12 protein-coding genes and 4 pseudogenes are annotated in these 18,366 nt (G+C 46.8%); 1 reads left to right on the top strand and 15 read right to left on the bottom strand.

Annotation, left to right across the window (positions count from 1 at the left end; genetic code table 11):
• Positions 1-175 precede the first annotated feature (175 nt).
• Positions 176-1,036 carry a formylglycine-generating enzyme family protein gene (locus LYNGBM3L_RS08275; protein ID WP_229414371.1) on the bottom strand — a complete coding sequence of 287 codons (861 nt, stop codon included), beginning with the start codon at positions 1,034-1,036 and terminating at the stop codon, positions 176-178.
• A gap of 1 nt (position 1,037) precedes the next feature.
• Here LYNGBM3L_RS08275 and LYNGBM3L_RS47105 point away from each other — a divergent pair, with 1 nt between their 5' ends.
• The gene (locus LYNGBM3L_RS47105; RefSeq protein WP_229414369.1) at positions 1,038-1,289 is read left to right on the top strand and encodes a hypothetical protein; all 252 of its coding nucleotides are present in this window, start codon (positions 1,038-1,040) and stop codon (positions 1,287-1,289) included.
• 54 nt (positions 1,290-1,343) lie between these two features.
• Here the strand turns inward: LYNGBM3L_RS47105 and LYNGBM3L_RS08270 are convergent, their stop codons facing one another.
• The 14 genes and pseudogenes from LYNGBM3L_RS08270 to LYNGBM3L_RS08215 all read right to left on the bottom strand — a co-directional run bounded on the left by LYNGBM3L_RS08270 (position 1,344) and on the right by LYNGBM3L_RS08215 (position 18,188).
• Complete coding sequence (locus LYNGBM3L_RS08270) at positions 1,344-1,685, bottom strand: XisI protein (protein WP_008181303.1); 342 nt, start codon at positions 1,683-1,685, stop codon at positions 1,344-1,346.
• A pseudogene (locus LYNGBM3L_RS08265) lies at positions 1,673-2,089 on the bottom strand (XisH family protein). The gene LYNGBM3L_RS08270 and the pseudogene LYNGBM3L_RS08265 overlap by 13 nt, the downstream one beginning before the upstream one ends.
• Positions 2,090-2,354: 265 nt before the next feature.
• Positions 2,355-2,498 (bottom strand): annotated as a pseudogene (locus LYNGBM3L_RS36095) (SUMF1/EgtB/PvdO family nonheme iron enzyme); the annotation flags it as partial.
• Positions 2,499-2,610: 112 nt separating this feature from the next.
• Entirely contained in the window at positions 2,611-2,811 is a 201-nt protein-coding gene (locus LYNGBM3L_RS45550) for a hypothetical protein (RefSeq protein ID WP_008181301.1), read from the bottom strand.
• Between the two features lie 388 nt (positions 2,812-3,199).
• The gene (locus LYNGBM3L_RS08255; protein ID WP_008181300.1) at positions 3,200-4,363 is read right to left on the bottom strand and encodes an HAD family hydrolase; all 1,164 of its coding nucleotides are present in this window, start codon (positions 4,361-4,363) and stop codon (positions 3,200-3,202) included.
• Between the two features lie 333 nt (positions 4,364-4,696).
• Positions 4,697-5,995 (bottom strand): annotated as a pseudogene (locus LYNGBM3L_RS08250) (sulfatase-like hydrolase/transferase); the annotation flags it as partial.
• Positions 5,996-6,327: 332 nt separating this feature from the next.
• Positions 6,328-6,798 (bottom strand): annotated as a pseudogene (locus LYNGBM3L_RS08245) (sulfatase-like hydrolase/transferase); the annotation flags it as partial.
• A 611-nt stretch (positions 6,799-7,409) separates the two neighbouring features.
• A complete protein-coding gene (locus LYNGBM3L_RS43045) occupies positions 7,410-7,568 on the bottom strand; it encodes a hypothetical protein (RefSeq protein ID WP_154659711.1) in 159 nt (52 codons plus the stop codon).
• A gap of 137 nt (positions 7,569-7,705) precedes the next feature.
• Positions 7,706-9,838, bottom strand: coding sequence for a bifunctional metallophosphatase/5'-nucleotidase (locus tag LYNGBM3L_RS08240; protein WP_008181297.1), 2,133 nt, complete (start codon positions 9,836-9,838; stop codon positions 7,706-7,708).
• Between the two features lie 287 nt (positions 9,839-10,125).
• Positions 10,126-12,258, bottom strand: coding sequence for a DUF3604 domain-containing protein (locus tag LYNGBM3L_RS08235; protein ID WP_008181296.1), 2,133 nt, complete (start codon positions 12,256-12,258; stop codon positions 10,126-10,128).
• Between the two features lie 340 nt (positions 12,259-12,598).
• Positions 12,599-14,695: a DUF3604 domain-containing protein gene (locus tag LYNGBM3L_RS08230; RefSeq protein ID WP_008181295.1), complete on the bottom strand. Its 2,097-nt coding sequence runs from the start codon at positions 14,693-14,695 to the stop codon at positions 12,599-12,601.
• Positions 14,696-14,883: 188 nt separating this feature from the next.
• The gene (locus LYNGBM3L_RS08225) at positions 14,884-15,918 is read right to left on the bottom strand and encodes a HupE/UreJ family protein (protein ID WP_008181293.1); all 1,035 of its coding nucleotides are present in this window, start codon (positions 15,916-15,918) and stop codon (positions 14,884-14,886) included.
• Positions 15,915-16,892: a peptidylprolyl isomerase gene (locus LYNGBM3L_RS08220; RefSeq protein ID WP_229414367.1), complete on the bottom strand. Its 978-nt coding sequence runs from the start codon at positions 16,890-16,892 to the stop codon at positions 15,915-15,917. Before LYNGBM3L_RS08220 ends, LYNGBM3L_RS08225 begins: the two co-directional genes overlap by 4 nt.
• A 231-nt stretch (positions 16,893-17,123) precedes the next feature.
• Complete coding sequence (locus LYNGBM3L_RS08215; protein WP_008181290.1) at positions 17,124-18,188, bottom strand: cation diffusion facilitator family transporter; 1,065 nt, start codon at positions 18,186-18,188, stop codon at positions 17,124-17,126.
• Positions 18,189-18,366 lie beyond the last annotated feature (178 nt).

Here is an 18,366-nt window from a genome sequence, read left to right as displayed (position 1 = left end):
TTATGAAACCGCCGTACATGAGCGTTTTTTTCAGACACATGTCAGTCTAAATGCTGAACAGCTTAACGAAGCAAATCATCAATTCTATAGCAATTGTCTTTCCCATAAGGCACAAAGTAATCCCCCTTAAAAAGGGGGACTTTGATGCAATAAATGCTATATAACTTTTTCACATTTAGGAAAAATTATCAGGCGTCACTAACCGAAATCCAATGTGAGTCGTTCCTGTATCGGGTGATTGAGACTCCCGAGCAGCAGGACGATAGCGACTACAATAATTAGGAGCACACAGGTAAGACCCGCCTTTAATGACATGTTTAGCAACACCCGGTTCTCTGGGGTCGAAGCTTTCTTTTTGATTAGGTCCTGTAGGATTAAGGCTGTGGGCTTTGCCATTGTGACCGATGCTATACCAATCTGAAGTCCACTCCCAGACATTACCAGTTATGTCATACAAACCATAACCATTTGGTTCAAAGGAACCTACAGGTGCAGTGCCGGTGTGACCATCAGCTTTGGTGTTGAAAAAGGGGAAGAATCCCTGCCAGGTATTCGCCTTCTTGGCTGAGTATTGCTCACCCCAGCTGTAGGTAGCATCATCCAGTCCACCGTGAGCGGCATATTCCCATTGGGCTTCTGTGGGTACTGACTTCCCTGCCCACTTAGCATAGGCTTGAACGTCTTCATAGGCAACATGAACCACAGGATAGTTCTTTTTTCCTTTAATGTTGCTCTTTGGACCAAAGGGATGTTGCCAGTCAGCCCCAGGAGTCCACTTCCACCAGCTCAGGTAACCCACTGGTCTAACACCATTGTCCGGCATCTGAAAGACTAGGGAACCAGGTGCCCGTTGCTCCTCTGTTAAGTTGGGAAACTGTTCCGAGGAGAGGGGACGCTCTGCTACGGTAATATAACCAGTTTCTTTGACAAATTTGGCAAATTCTGCATTAGTGACTTCGTATTTATCGATGCAGAAGCTCTCAACGGTAACATCGTCCGCAGAGCGCTCCGAAGGGTAGTAAACGTCGGAACCCATCTTGAAAGTGCCCCCAGGGATGAAGGTCATACCTTCAGGGCAGCTATTTACCGTGGGAGATGCCTTGACTGGTGTGGCAGTGCCAAAGACTAGGCATACTGTCAGGAAACTGAGGAAAAGTTTGAAGAGAAGTGATTTTAACCAAGGAGTCTTCATTTTTGATCCAGAAAAGCGATTAGTATGTAAGCATATGCGCTACTTGAGGTGCGGTCAGCGGTCAGCGGTCAGCTATCAGCCGTTGGCCAAAGGCTAATGGCACCTCAAGTAGCGTGACCATAGCCCATAAGCTGAATATCACTGAATATCACTAAGCCACTCCATAGCCTGTGTAAGGACGTTTATAACTGGGATGTAAACCGAGAATAATATCTTCTTTTGGTATACCCATTTCCACCAAATCTTTTGCCAAATCAGCTTCTGTCATATTTCGCTGAATCCAAATTCTACCATCTTTGATATCTAAATGGATGAAACAGTTATAAACTCGTTTGAGTCCATCCCAGCCGATATCTAGAAGTTGATAATGGTCATGTTCTGTGTCAAAAATAAGTTGACCTTCAATCTCTGAATCTGAATTATTGGCTTCTAACCTGGCATGATTAGTTAATAGTTGGCGAATTATTAATCGGTAATTTTCTAATTTTTCCATTCGGTTATTATCTCCTCAACAGGATTATATATGAGCAATTTTACTTGATAAACCTTTACTGCTTCTTGGGAAAATTTTTATTGGAAGAATGATTCAAATGTATCAACGGGAACTGCTAGATAAAGTATTCTATCTGATTCGCTCATTTGTAATGCTAAGCGATAGTTTAAAAATTGACCTAGTGCAGCATGAAAATCTGTAATTGCATAAGTATTGAGGAAACTTTTTATTTCAACTGCTATTTTTCGTTCTGATTTTTGAGCTGCTATAACTTTATCTGCTGCTAAATCTATTTCAAGCTTAACTCCCTCAATCTTAATTTTTAGGGGATCTGCTGTGATAATCCAATCGTCTTTTAGGAGTGCTTGTTTTACAGCATCATGGAATAGGTCTTTGGCAGCCATTACTTTTTCTACAACTTCTAGGACTATTATCCTTGAATAGTGAGGGGGATGCTTACCGCAACAAAGAGGAACCATTATAATGAGTAGTATAGCGTTTTTTGCAGTTATGAGGTACAGTCTTGATGGAGCGCATCCCTATTCCCTATTGCCTCTTTTCTGTTCCCTCTTTTCTCTTCCCTATTCCCAGATCCGCTGTTCCCTAAAATCCCGAAATTGTGTACTTCACAAGTCGTAGAATTGCTATAGATTAGGAAGGTGCCCGTTGCTCCGCATTAGTGACTTCGTATTTATCGATGCAGAAGCTCTCAACGGTAACATCGTCCGCAGAGCGCTCCGAAGGGTAGTAAACGTCGGAACCCATCTTGAAAGTGCCCCCAGGAATGAGGCGTTGCTGAATTAAGGAATGAATTCGCGATCATCTGGTGAAAGTTAAAGCCCCCTAAATCCCCCAACTTTGCGGTGCGACCCAAGGGCGATTTACTCGCCCTAGGAGGCGCGCACCGGAAGGGACTTTGAACGTCTTATTCCCCCCAAAATTGGGGGGCTAGGGGGGCAAAACCATACCCATAATCAGCAACGCCAGGAATGAAGGTCATACCTTCAGGGCAGCTATTTACCGTGGGAGATGCCTTGACTGGTGTGCCAGTGCCAAAGACTAGGCATACTGTCAGGAAACCCACGAAAAGTTTGAAGAAAAGTAATTTTAACCAAGGAGTCTTCATTGTTGAACTAGAAAAGCTATTAATAATACTATTTAATAGTACTATTAAACTTAGGTATTAAACTTAGATATTAAACTTAACGTAAGCATAAGCTGATAGCTGTTCGCGTAGCGTGCGCGTAGCGCATAAGCTTAAAACTTACTTTACATTACAAAGGCGTCACTGATGTGCAATTTTTACAATTTACCATCCAGTGACGCCTTGATGCTTACTGAGGTTAGTACAGTTGCTTAGCATGCCAAATTCAACATGCCAAATTCAAAAGATGCTATGTATAGCGGTTTCTAGCCTAATGAAGTACACAGGATTTTTTACCTGTTGCCTGTTCCCTAAAACCAAGGAATATGTACTTCACCAAATTAAAAAACGCTATACTAGGGCTTAGCATTTAGTACCTACGATACCTACCAGCCACTGATGAGCGCACTGAGTGTTGGTATTTAGCTCTTCTTCGATATCCAAATTGGTTCTCATCTCCAGATGCTTGTTCAGATCCAGATACATTATCCAATGGAGTTATCGATGGAGTTATCGATGGAGTTATCGATTGAGTTATGTCTCCATAAACTGTTACGAAATCGTCTTTCATACTGATAACTGTCCAACCACGCTCATTGGCCACATCAAAAACATTAAAATTAGACTCGGACTTTTTATCGTATGGACAGTCAATGTCAGGTTCGTCAGCAGCATAGGGACATTCGCGGGGATCATCATGGTGAAGCAGCATCATTAAAGCTGGACCTTGGTTATCATCAGTGTAGTCAAGCATTGGTAAATCACCACTGGAATTACCAACTGCCATAATTGGTTTTTTACCAATGTAGCGTTCAATTCCCACTGGTTTACCTAGTCCATCGTTAATGGGTTGCACCAGTTCTGGCTTCCTAACCAAGAGATAAGATCCATCGCCTTGGGCGATATATTCTGTTTGGACGGTACTACCAATCACGTTTTCAGGGGGAATACCATAGGCATCTTCGGCAAAAGAGCGAATAAAATCAAGTCCTCCCCCAGAGCAAATATAGACCTTGAAATCATTACTTTGGAGATAATTGACCAGTTCAACCATGGGCTGATAAGTCAGCTCGATGTATGGCACTCCCAGGTATGGGTGCAAAGAGTTATCCAGAAAGTCCCTAGCTTTCTGTTTATACTCTTCCGGTGTTAATGGCTCCGGTTGAATATATTCTAGGATGAGATCTTTTACCATGACATCCTTTTCAGTTAAAGAAGGAAGTTTTTGAAGAGCTGGCAAGGCATTAGTTAGCCTATATTTGATAAATGACTCCTGAATATATTCTGGTTTTTCAGTCCACAGGGTTCCATCATTATCAAAGGTGGCGATGCGATCGCTAGGAGGAACGTAGTTATCACTGCTGGGATTGGTAACGTCTTCCACAAAGTTAACAATCCCTTGCTTAGTCCCACCCTCATTCCAAGACAGTAAGGGGTCATAATCGGCATTGCCAGAAGGACATCCGACAAACCCTCCTATGCAAAAGACTGATAAAAGAATCGATAGGAAAACTAAAAACTTTCTTTTTTTCATGAGCTAAGACTTCTGTAGTGTAATTGCTGAGCAGCTTTTTGCCAATTAAGGCTATTTTTAGGTAGCCAACTGATCTTTTGGATACAAACTATTGCCAAGTAGTTATGGTCAAGGCTGGTTGCTAGGCGTCACTGATGGGCAATTTTTCGCAGTTTTTCTGATTTGCCATCAAGTGACGCCTTGATTGTTCAGCTAGGGGTGGCTTTAGCCAGTAAAGACTTAGTGCTATAGCAGTCGCCAGGGTAATTAGGACATGACAAAAGTCTCAAACTACAGTATGGCAAGAGTTTAACTTCTGACTTCTGACTTCTGCTATATAGCCTACTGAGCAGCTTAATCCAATGCCATATTCTTGAGGTCTTCTATTAGCTCCTGCACAACAATATTGACGCTAAAAGATGCGGGACGTTGACTAGGTGGAAAATCCCTGAAGGTATCCAGGAATTTAGCCATATATGCTACGGCTGGACCTAGCAAGTAAGTGCGTTCGAAGCGCCAGTCTACGTAATAGTTAGACTCGAAGGGAGCTCTCTCAAAGGGATCGCGACGCAGATTAAGGATCATGGGAACCCTCAAATTGACATAGGGTTCCTCCCAAGTATCAAAACCTAGAGCTCGCTGTTCGGCAAAAATTATCTTCCAATCTTTAAACCGGAGTGCCGATGGGTAAGCATCATCAGTGAAATAGTAGAACTCTTCACGAGGCCCTTCAGGAAGTTCGTCTTCAGTACCTAGACTTGATAGATAGGGTAAGAAGTTATAGCCGTCTAGATGAATGAGGATAGGGTTACCGTCCTCATCAGTGCCGTAACCATTTGTAAGTAGCTGCTCCTTGATATCGTCCACACCAACTGCAGCCATGAGGGTGGGCAACATATCTTGGAGAGACATGATTTCGCTGGAAACCAAACCCGGTTGGATATGACCAGGCCATTTGATCATAGCGGGCACGCGGAAACCACCTTCCCAGTTAGTTACTTTTTCGTTACGGAAAGGACTTATGCCGCCGTCAGGCCAGGTAAATAATTCTGCACCGTTGTCAGTGGTGTAGAGCACAATAGTGTTATCGTCAATGCCCAATTCTTCAAGCTTATCGAGAAGTACCCCGACATGACCATCGTGTTCCACCATACCGTCTGCATAGATTCCCTGTCCGGTAACCCCTACAGATTCGTCTTTAAGGTGGGTAAAGACGTGCATACGGGTGGCGTTAAACCATACAAAAAACGGCTGACTTTTATCGTGGGCCTCAGAGATGAAATCTAGTGCACTATCTAGGAACTCTTCGTCCACTGTTTCCATCCGCTTTTTAGTTAGCGGACCTGTGTTGCACACTAGTTGACCTTCACTATCTTCATCTGTTACGTTTGTTGCACCCTCTTCGCATGTTATTGAATCGTCTGCATCGGAGGCATAGCTATGGATTACGCCCCGTGGCCGAAAGTTGGCGTCGAATACTGGATACTCACCTAGAGGAGGATAGTCTTCGTTTTCTGGTTCCTCTTCAGCATTGAGGTGATAGAGGTTGCCATAGAACTCATCGAAACCGTGGTTAGTGGGTAGATACTTATCTAAGTCACCCAGATGGTTTTTACCAAAAACTTTGGGTCTAAAGCCCCGTCCTTCTAGGACGGCTTTTCCTTTTGTGTGCTATAATAAGAGTATAAGTAATAAACTTTTCTTTAGATAGGTATGATCTAATCATAAGTAGACAACGTAAAAAATATGTATTAGATACGTATTGCGTAATTTGGTCTAACGACTATAACGTCTATGAAAAATTAGATAATAAAAAGTATCTGTCTATCCATATAAAAAGGTACGGTGGGGCACACCGAAACCTGGATCCATGATCTAAACGCTCGGGGAGATTTGTCCTCTACTTTTCCTGGTTCCGGCAAGGGATAGCAAGACGAGTCGTAGATCCAAGAATCCCCGTTCTTCGTTCGACGGGGAGTGTCAACGAATTGACCAGTGGCGTAGCCCAGGGGCCCGAGCAGATCAGCCAGGGTTGGGTCGTCATCCTGTAATCCTACGTCAACACCAGGTAAGCCCACCTTGGTTAGACCAGTACGTCCAGGACTCTGACCAGTGAGAAAGGCAGATCGACCAGCAGTACAGCTGTTTTCACCATAGAAGTCGGTGAAGAGTATGCCATCTTCAGCAATTCTGTCGATGTGGGGTGTTTGGTAGCCCATTATCCCCCGGTTGTAGATACTGGGGTTAAACCAGCCAATGTCATCTCCCATAATTACCAGGATGTTGGGCTTGCCTTGTGTGTCGGCAAGTGCTATTCCCTGGTTAGTCCCTGGCAGGAAACCTACTAGGGCGAAGCTGATCGTTAGTACGATTGCCGTCACCGCATTGAATAATCGCTTCCCAATCTGGGCAGTTTTCTGACTGCCTTTAGAGCGATTAGCTCTCAAATATTTCATAACGCTCCATATGTATCGGAGTTTAAACTTTGGGTTTACAAGTTTTCTGCACCCGTTGGTAAGTATCTCACACTTTTTGCATCACAAAATTTTTTTTTGGGATGGAAAGAGAATTGCAAATACCTTGATTACTGACCAGATTTAATCTGCCTAAACCCGCATAAACCCAGAGTTAGCAAGCACTTACTTGACCCAGTTTTTTTTCTAATATCAGGCAAAAATTCCGGTATTATATTTGATATTTTTATCAAAAAAAAAAGCATAATAAAAAATTATATTCCAAATATTAAGAAATTTATTATAATTTTTGCCCTATAAAAAACCATTAATAAATGTTTAAAAAAACGTGAGATTGGGTCTAAGTTTGATAAAATAGTATCTTAAGCAGTAAACAAAGATATAGCGTTTCTAGGACTCATGAGGTACACATTATTTTTTCCCTCTTCCGACTTCCGTCTTCCCTGCTCCCTAAAACCCCGATATTTGTACCTCACAAGTCGTAGAATTGCTATAAGATTTATTAATAATTTTCGCTCTTTGGGAATTGTTCTGCTATAAGTGTAATTATAAGTACCCTAAAACTACTACTCTGTATAGCGTTGAGATTTTGATCATTTATTTTTTAGGCTAAATAGCATCTCAAGTTTCTGACAGGTGATTTCATCGATAGTTATTGACAAAAGTGCCACAATATGTATTCCTAGGAAATTGCCCTTCCAGGCACAGCATTCGGAAAAAAATGATGCGATCGCACTATGACGCGATCGCATCTGAAAAAAAGTATTGTTGACATCTCCCCCGAGCGAGCAATCCCTCGCTCGGGGGATTTTATGAGTTTGTGACGCGGCAGCGGTTTTGCCGTGCCGCCTAACATTTCATTCGGTATGATTTTTTCACCAATCCCCGCTTATTCAGGAATTACCGTATCTTCCCGGAAAGCCAGATTTTGAATCCGTTCGTCCAATGTTGGGTCAGTATCGGCCTGATTAAAGGCATTAGCTGCTGTGGGGAAGAATTGATGGAGGTATTCTGCTAGGGCATCCTGCTCGGAACCAAAGGAAGCAAAATTGGCAAAACCCTCGAAGGCTTCAGGGAGCGCAGCATCTCGGACCCCGTTTTTGTTGAGGTCTTCGTCAGCATCTAAAACCCCATCGCCATTGCTATCCGGCTCACCCCAGAAATCGACCCGATTGAACAAAGCAGGATTGGCACTCAAGAAGCTGGAGAAGGGAGCGCCATCAGCGACATAGCTAATGGTAACACCACGAAACGTGCGGCTGGGATCCCCCACTAATTCACCATTCTGAGCCACTACATCGATAATTTGGTCTTGATCGTCCAGGACAACCAGAGAGAGAACCCGATCATTGGCAGGACGAGTGCTATCAAAGCTAAACTTAAGCCGACCGATTTGGGGAAACTGGCCGGGAGTCACACCCGGAGCTGTTGCCGCTACTGCATCCTCGATGGTTTCCAGCAATTGATCCGCTGTGACAGTAAACAGGGTAAGTCCATTGTTAAAACGGAGGGAGTTGGTGATGTCGAGTTGGGAAACTTCCCCTTCTTCCTTGCCCACCGCAGGATTGGCTGCTGGGGGCAACAGTTCAAAGTCATTGGGGTCGATGCCACCGTTAGCAGCGCTAATCACCCCGATGTTGGAACGGATGCCACCCCCATTTTTGAAAGAAAACACGGTTGTAGCATCTACAGTCTTGGCATAAACCAGGTTAGCATCAGCGGTCAGGTTACCCAGGTTGGTTTCTTCCGTGCGGACAAAAGCGCGATCGCCCCGCAGGAAAACTTTGGTATTGCCAAAAATATTGCTATCCTGAGTACTGATCACTTCATCAAGGGTATTGGTAATTTCTACAACCTCCGGGTCTGGGGTTCCTCCTACCGCTTCAACTCCTTGATCATCTGTGGCGTAGGCTCCACTAATGTTGGGGTCAATACTGCTGGGAATCAGGATACCGTTTGCATCAAAGTCCACCACCAGACGACCCACATACTTATAGGTGGCATCGGTGTTCACAATAGCGATCGCATTCCCATCTCCATTGGTTTTGAGAATGGGATAAACACCACCACTGGTATCTCCCAGCCGAAGATGATCGGTGGCATCAGACAGCAAGGTGTGAGACCCTCCCGCCACGATTATATCTACATCCCGCAAACGAGGGGCTAACTCATCCCGCTCAATGGTCAACTGTTGCATGTGAGCTAGGACAATAATCTTGTTGATGCCCGTAGCGGTCAATTCATCCACCGCAGCTTGGATTTTAGCAGCTAAGGCGTCATAGTCTGTGGGATTTTCCGGGAATACCGTGACTCCATCAGAGGAAGAGATGGTAGGCAAAAGGGGTGTGCTTGCTCCCACAATACCAATTGCCTCACCATTGACGGTGATCACTGCAGTCCCCGCAACCTGTCCTGCCGGAATAGTACTGATTTCTTGACCGTTTGCACTGATCAGGCTTGATAGGTTAGGGTCTGTGGTAAAATCCAGGTTGGAACTGAGATAGGGAAACAGCGCTCCACGGTAATCTCCATCTGGTTGAATGATATCCCGCACTTCCTTGCTGCCCAGATCGAAATCGTGATTCCCAAAGGTGGAAGCTTGGATACCCAGTTGATTGTGGATTTCGATATTAGCGTGACCAATACTAGCTTCTCCCACAGGGGTCTCGTTCAACCTAGGGTCGCTGCCTGCAAACAGGAACGGACTGGGAATGTAGTTGTCTCCAGAGGAGAGGACAAGGGTGTTGGGGTAGTCCTCCTTGAGGGCATTCAGGACGGCGGAAAACCGAGGAGCATCTTCCAATGCGGCTAGTCCGGCCTCAAAATCTGAAGCATGGAGCAGTTGTAGAGTAAAAGGCTCTGTATCTGAGTCAACCACCTCTGGCTCCGGGTTACTGGTGCCCTGAGAAGCGAGATCGGGGATGGGTCGATTCTGTTGTCCTATAACAAGGTAGGCAACGATTGCCAAAACAAGGGCGATCGCAACTCCTACCCCTATTTTCCAAATCCGGTTCCAATTCATTTTATATACCTAATTTGTGCCTTGTTTAATCTATCAAGTTATTGGCTTTTTTTATGCGATATGTGGCCGTTGCAATACCAAACAACGACCACCTATTTCTAATCCCGTAAGCATTCAGCCGTCAGCCGTGAGCTAAAAGCTAACGCTGCTTGAGGTGCCGTCAGACATTCTCGTAGTCTAGCCACAATTTTTTGACTGATAGCTGATAGCTGATAGCTGATAGCTGATAGCTGATAGCTGATAGCTGATAGCTGATAGCTGATGGCTTACTTTAATTCAACAGTTACTTATCGAATAATTTCGTGAATTATTCTGTTCCAGAAATCAAAATCACTGCCATCTTCGGGATTTTCAGGTAACTGAGCTACAGTCTCAGGGGAATACCAAATCGGAGAAGTATACACCCGCTCCTGTAGGGTTAAGGGAATATCATCACAAGCAGTTGGATCTTCTTCCTTTGCTTCAGCACACCACTCATCACCGTAAAATGCCTTGTCGTAGTCTGTCCAACGGGGGGTGGGAATTTCCAGTACCCGGGCGTAGTAAAATGCCCTTTGGGTAGGATCGAAGTCCGGGTCTGTCCAAACCTGAGCTAGCTCAACCGCACCAATGGTATTTGTCCATTCTGCTGTTTCGGTATTAACTGTATCACCGACTTCAGGAAGCTTACCAGTGGCATCGGGGACGCGATCGCCCGACCAGACAACATCGTAAACTTTTTCCTGGCTTTCGCCATTCTCCAGCCAGCCCTTGACAATTTGAATGCGATCAAGGTTCCCCCGAATCGGATCCTTCAATGCAGCTACTAAAAAGGTTGGTGGGTTCTGTTTTTGTACCCCATAGTTCACGATATCTTTGATCTTTTCCGACACATTCTCAGGGAGCTTTTCAGGGAAGTTAAGATCGATATGTTCAGGCAAAGGCAGATCGCTACCCATAGGAACACCCTTGGCATAGCCAACTTCTCCGAGATCGAGTTCCAGATCGTCTTCCGTGTAGTCCCAACCACCAAAGAAGCGAACTATCATTCGTGGTCCGCTGGTGGCATAAACTTCCCGACGTTCCATGGCATCAAACAGGGATTCGCGAGTGTTCGCTTCGGACCAAACGCCCACGTAGCCAGCCGCCGCATGTTGCCATCCCAGCCGGTTCACCTCCGGAACGTTATATCCGTTATCTTGGAAAGAGCTGGTCTTTATAACCTCTGTAGCCCGATTTGGGCTGGGGGTCTCAAAAGGTATCTTACCCATATAGTTTTCTTCTTCCGCTGCCGATAAGGCAATGTGGAAGTCGCTGGAACCCACCAGACCAAATTTGAAGGGATTGGCTCCCAAGTTTTCTTCAAAGTTCAGTCCATTCTTGAGGGCAGCACGGGCATACTCATGCTCGTACATATCATCTGTTTTGGGTACAGTCAGGTCTAAGTTACTGTAATCCCAACCTGAGACCTCAAAATTGGCAAATTCATCATCAGGAGACAAATCTGGATGGGTTTCGCTCGCCCCTTTTACCTGGATGACTTCATAGAGAGGTTCCCAGCGTTGTCGCTGCTGGGCATAACTGTGGCTTAGGGGCATACCGCGAGCATCGAGATCAGGAAACATCTGGCCGTTGCTCAAGTTGCCATTGTGGGGTATGGCTAGCACGTCTCCACCCGTTGTGTCTTCATAGGTTTCCATCCACTTCCAGAGCAGTTCTGGGTCAGTGCCATCTTCTGTCGTCTTGGGGAGCAACTGCTTTGCTTTGTCGCCATTGTCACGGTAGATGACATTCCGGTGGAGGTTGTCTCCCGCATCTAGGGAAGTCCACTCATACCCAATCACTGCTGTAAATTTGTGGGGGTCGTTGAACTCTTCCGCCCAATCCACTTCATCTTCCCAAGCTGCACCGAACTCCTCTGGACTTTGGAACATACACTCTGGAACTGTGCCTTGAGCGAAGGCTGAGACGATTTCGGTTGCGGCATTGGTTGCGGCCTCTCCGCCTTCTTCGATCGCTTCATGCCAATCATCTATCTGCTGCTGATCGTCACCGCAATCTTGTGGGGGGTCATCGACAAACTGTTGGAAGGAGCCCAACTGGTCGGTGTGATCGGTTACCACCAAGAAATCTAAGGGACGAGACAACTGGACTGGTTGACCACCATCGGTTGTCACTTCCTCTCCTCGGGCAAAGCGGTAGGAATCTTCGGGGGTCAGCGTGGTTCCACCTGCACCCGCATCAAAGGAATAGATGGTATGGAGGTGGGTGTCCCCCCAGAATACCTGCTGGGGATGGCTCGGCTGATACTCATCGGGTCGCCCTGCATAAGGGGAGTAGGGTATTTCTCCCGGAAGGGGTACAGGTCGGTTGAAATATGGAATTTCGTACTCTCCAGGGGGCAAAGAAATTGCCAGGGCACTGTTGGAAACAAATAGCATGTTCCCGATCAGAAAGCAAATACACAACCCTATGATAAATAGTTTGCGAATTTGCAAACGTGAAACTGTTCGATTCATGTTGATGAACTCCTTTTAGAATTGTTTTTGATTGAATCATGCTGTTTGAGTCTGCCAATGGCTCAAACAGCATGGTACGTTAGGATGGATTGGGAGCGTTCGGCTGATGGCAAGAGATTTGGGCCATAATCACGCACCCTATGTAACTGCGATCGCTTCTAATAGTTATAAAGCGATCGCTTGGTTGCTGGACTTACACTCAGTCAATAGGTTTTGAAACTACCAAGCCATGGTGGGATGCCAGGATCATAGATTTACTTCATCATTTGGTTGAATAATGTTTCTCAATTTCCTGAATGATTCGATTCCAAAATTCTTCCTGGCTCATATTTTCAACAGGTTGGGCAGGCAGAGGTTCGATAGCTGGAGAATACCAGATCGGGGAAGACCAGGCCCGTTCCCGAATAAAGGGTTTAGCACCAGAGGCGAAGATAGATTTGTCAACGGCGAGCGCATCATAGCTACTCCAGCGACAGGTGAAATTTTCGATCACCCGTGCGTAGTAAAATGCGTGTTGATTGGGGTCAAATTCAGGATCACGCCAAACAGTACTGAGTTCTGAGTCTCCCACATTCTCGGGGTAACTACAGGTAAAAATATTCGGTATGGCCTTATTTCCAGGACATGAGCCATTCTCATTTAGCTGTTTGTCATCGGAACAGGCAACATCATAGACCTTTTCATGGGTTTCCCCATCATCACCGAGCCAACCCTTAATGATTTGGATGCGGTCTATGGGAGCACTCAAAGGATCTTTAATCGCCCAAACAAACAACTCAGGGTCTGCCTCAGCAGTGGGAAGGATTGGGAAATCGCTGCCCATGGGAACGCCAGTGCCATAAGCAATCTCGATGGCATCATCTCGAAGATTGAGATCTTCTGGGAACTCGTAGCCGCCAAAGAGTCGTACTTGAATACGAGGACCGCTGGTGGCAAAGGTTTCCCGTCGCTGGAAGGCATCAAAGATACTGTCGCGGGTGTTTTCTTCAGCCCAAACTCCTGTTAACCCACCAGGATTATTCAAAAGGTTATCGAGTTCACCACTAATGGGACTTTGTTCAATCCCCAATCGGTATTGAGGAGTATCGTCAGCCATACCATGATTACCCTGGTAATTATCTTCTTCCCCACTTGACGGAACCCCACTGTGGGTATCGGTCGCGCCCACAAAACCGTACTTAAAGGGGTTGACACCAATTTTAGCCTCTTGTTTGACACCTTCTTTGAGTCCTTCTCGGATGTAGCTATATTTGTTAATACAACCATCTGGTTCAAAAAGTTCATCACAGATGGGGGCAGTGGTTAGGGATTGGACGGCAGCCCCTTCGATCAGAAAGGAAGGACCCGTCCGAACGGAACGGGTATCGAGTTTTTCAAAGTTACACAGTTCATCCACATTGCCTAAACCCGTTTTGCACTCGGACTCCCCTTTGGTTTGCATCACTTCTACCAGTCGCTCTAGTCGTTGTTGAGTGCTGGCGCGAACATCATCTATGGGGGTAACGTTGTCGTAGTAGGTTGGGTTAAAAGCAGTTCCCTGAGACAAGTTAGTGTTGTGGGGAATGACGATCACCTCACACTCTCCCGTACAGTTAGTATCCAACCAAGCCCACAGATGCTCTGGGTTGGGAGAAGACTTCAATGGGTCGGAAACATCCGAAGCCGAAAACACAGTCTCAGGAACGCTATCATTACTAAAAATGATATTACGGTGAATACCTGCCCCCGCAAGTCCTGGTTCCACATTGCCAGGAGAAGACCATTCATAGGCGTTGAAGGTGGTGAATACCCCTGGCTCGTTGAACTGTGTCGCCGCATCTTGGATCTTTTCCCAAACGAGAGGGGTATATTCCTCGCAAAGTTCGTTATTATCACCACAAACCCCAAGATCCTCTTTACCGATCACAAATCTTTGATATGCCTCCGCAGCATCGTCTATATCTTCTTGTGCATCCCTTACTAGCTGACAATTTTCGGAGTTATAGTAAGGGGAATTTTCATCCATCGTACAGATGGCTATTTCTCCTAAAAACTCTCCATGATCAGTTAAGGCAGTGAAATCCAGGGCAGTTTTCAACTTATGAGATTGTCCTGAAGCCATCGTAACCGCCTCCCCTCGGGCAAAGCGGTAGGCTTCTTCTGGACCATTGGGGTTGGCTCCAAAATAGCTATCGAGGGAGTAGTTGGTGTGAACGTGCAGGTCCCCGAATAGGGCTTTTCGTTCCACTGGGAGCGGTACAGCAATTTCTGCTGAAGCGATAGGTATTTGTCCCATCGTTAGCAGTAGACTGAGAACTCCTACAGTGAGGACTCGCAACCACAAGGGTCGAATCCTCAGGGGTAAAGGCTTCAATTTCATCGGATATTACTCCTTAAATTAGATAGGGTTTGGTAAATCGTTTCTGTTGAAACGAGGGAAATGCTGGACTTACACTCAGTCAATACATTGTTGACATTGCTAACTTTGTAATTGTGAGATGCCAGGATATTTTCTGAGAGAGCGTTTTGGGTAAGATTTCTGGTTTTTGCGATCGCTAAGTGATCAACTCACCCCCAAAAAGCTGCCACTCGCTGGAAACACCAGAACGATGCCAGAATGCCAATACTATAGGTGGGCACCCAACCCAGCCAGCGCGGATAGTTCTCTGAACCAAACCGTTTCAGGCTCTCCATCACCGCAACCACTACTAGCACAAAGGCCAGTTGTCCTAATTCCACCCCAACATTGAAAAACAACAGAGCTGGGGGAATGTCTTGGGGGGGTAATCCCACCTCTGCCAAGGCTCCGGCAAAGCCAAAGCCGTGGAGCAGTCCAAAGGTAAGGGCCACTAGCCAGGGATATTGCTCAGTCAATCCTGGTTTACCCTGGCGGCTGTGGGCCAGCTCCGAAGCTAAGAACAAAATGCTGAGGGCAATCACTGCTTCCACTGGGGCTTGGGGCACATTCACAAGACCTAAGGTAGCTGCACCGAGGGTAATGCTGTGGGCGAGGGTAAAGGCGGTAATGGTCTTGACCAGACGCCAGGATGGTCCGACTATTAAGACTAGGCCTAAGACAAACAGCAAGTGGTCGATGCCGCTGAAAATGTGCTCGACCCCAAGTTTGAGGTAGGTCTGGCCCACTGCAAACACAGTGGTTTTTTCTGGGATAACAAAGGTCTCTTCGCCAGTGGGCACCATGGTGGTTTGGGAGTGCCCATCGGCCCATTCCACCCGCAATAGCACTTCCAGAGAGCTTTGGAGCAGTCCCGGAAACGCAATGGTTTCTTCAGCCAATCCGTTTTTACCGCAATCCAATGTCCAGCGGGTGATACGGGTGGTGGGAGTAGCCATTACTTTAGGCACGGTCACCCCAGTGCAGTGGCTGGGAAATACCGGGCTAATGGTCATGGGACTACTCAGCCCTTCATCCCCAAAACTCATGGCTGATGGGGTTTTCCAGACCACCTCCACCTGGCCAGAGGGTTGCTCTCGTAGTTCCAGGTAGGACGTTTGAAAGCCGTGAGCCTGGGCGGGGGCGGGATAGCATCCCAGGCCGAGGCAAACCAACAGAGCAATACAAATCCATTTCCCTAGGTTCATCCTTGCTCCTCCTGAATAGCTTGGTTGAGGGCATCTTGGTCAATGGAAACCGTGTAGCGATCGCGTAACTGTTGATAGAACTGCTCGTCCAGCTGTTGGCGCTGGTCTCTCATCCAGTCCCGACGGACATCCCTTTTGACCTCTGCCAAAGTAGCGTTATGACCCGGTTCAATGTCGCTAACGTAAACCAGATGACTGCCATAAGCGGAATGGAACGGGCCTTGCCAGCCGTTTTCCGTAACCCCAGCCATCTCCTGACCAAAGCTTCCACCAAAGGTGTTGCTTAGGATCTCAGCTGAGGCTAGATTATAGGTTATGGGCAACATGGAGCGGTCCCCTAGCTTCTGGAACCGTTCCAGGTTGGGGTTGGCTTGCAACTGATTCAGAAGATCACGGGCTTCCGCATCAGTGCGATCGCGCCGCATTTCCCGACTGAAGTAAATCTGTGCAAAGCTAAACTTGCCCGGTATAGTATAGCGATCGGCATGCTCCCCTAAATAGGCTTGCAACACTTGATCGGAGGGTTCCCGCAGAGCCGACACATCTTCGACCAAGAACTGCATCTTTTGAACCACCCGTCGCCGCACAATCAGGTCGTTTTGATCTAACCCCAATGCCAGGGCTTCCTGATACAGTACTTCATCGCGAACGTAGTTATCCACAAGGCTTTCCAGCTCTTGGGGCAAGGGCTCTCGTCCCCACTGCCGCTGCCAGGTTGTTTTCAAAGACTCAATGGTGCCAGCAGACACCTCAATTTGCTTGGGAGAATCCGATGTGATAGTTGGACCACCAACCCAAAAATATAGCCCAAAGAGCAAGGCACCCAAAACCAGGAAATGCAGCAATGGTTCCCGCAAAATCCGAATTAGTGGCTTGGGTCGATCCTCCCTCTTAACCGGGATTTCAGACAGTGAAGTTTCTTGATGAATCAGTGTTGTTGCTGTTTCCTGCATGGCAATTATAACGGTGTTCAATTAGGTGAGGTACATTTTTTTGGGTTTTAGGGAACAGGGAACAGGGAACAGGGAACAGGGAGCAGGGATTAGGCGTAGGGATTAGGCGTAGGGTGCGTTAGGGAAGGGCTCGCCATGATTTTAACGGTCGGCCCTTGTTGAGATAGCCCTTCCCGTAACGCACCACTGAGTCAAACAATCTTCTCAATGATTGGTGAAATCTTTTATTGCCTATTGCCTATTGCCTATTGCCTATTGCCTATTGCCTACTCCCGATTCCCGATTCCCGATTCCCGATTCCCTCGTTTGAGTAAAAGGTACAGCGCGAACCACTATCAAACCTAGATAGGGCAGTTCGGCTTTCAGTTGCTCCTCAACAGTATTAGTAATTCTTTGGGTATCCTGAAGAGATAGAGTGGGTGGTAGCATGATGTCCATCTCGACATGGAGCCGATGCCCCAGCCAGCGGGGTCGAAGGTTTGCCACAGCATCAGCTTCTACTTCAGGCACATGATTGATGGCATGGTTGAGGGATTCTAACACCTCTGGTTCCACCCCATCCAGCAAACGACTAAAAATAGTCTGCCCCGACTCCCAGACAATTTTTAGTAACACTGCTGTGATCACTAAACCAATCACGGGATCGGCCCAGGAATAGCCCAGGGCAACCCCCACAGCGCTGACCAACACTGCCAGACTGACTAGACCATCAGCCATAGCGTGATACCCATCAGCAATCAGGGCAGCGCTATTGATTTCCCGGCCAACCCGAATCCGGAAAAGAGCCACAACTTCGTTGCCAATAAAGCCCACGATGGCCGCAATTGCCAGGGCTCCCAAATGATGCAGGGGCTGAGGATGGTAAAATCGCTCCACAGACTCATAGGCGGTAATCACGGCACTCAACAGCACAATCACCACAATCATCACCCCGGCCAAGTCTTCCAATCGAGCAAAGCCATAGGAAAATCTGGCGGTTGGCTTGCGTCGCGATACTAGAAACGCCACCCCCAAGGGCACAGCAGTCATCGCATCCCCCACGTTGTGAATTAGATCGGCCAGGAGAGCGACACTGCCAGAGAGCCAGAACACCACTGCCTGCAAAATTGCAGTGATCACCAAGCCCACCAGAGACCATTTTACCGCCCAGATGCCCCGAGCAGAGCTAGCAATTTCGGGGTCGATCACCCCGTGGGTGTGGCTATGATCACCATGGTGGTGATGGGGATGGGGATGGTGATGGTGGTGATCTTCCACCTCTGCTTTTGGGAGTTGAGGGATATCATCGGTGGGGATAGACGTAGAAATTTGTGTCATAATACTTTTCCAGACAGGACATCCATCTGAGGATATGGATGGTAAGGGGGTTTTAGCACCAAAAGGTAAATTGTGATTTGGAAAGTTTGGGGTTATGTTACCAGTAAGACCCAGGAAATATCTGTGATATAATGCCGAAGCAATAGCAAATAAACAGCACCTATTTATAATAGCTATT

This window comes from Moorena producens 3L (assembly GCF_000211815.1).
In the GTDB taxonomy this organism is placed as follows: Bacteria; Cyanobacteriota; Cyanobacteriia; order Cyanobacteriales; family Coleofasciculaceae; genus Moorena; species Moorena producens.
This window is presented reverse-complemented; position numbering and strand designations above follow the sequence as displayed.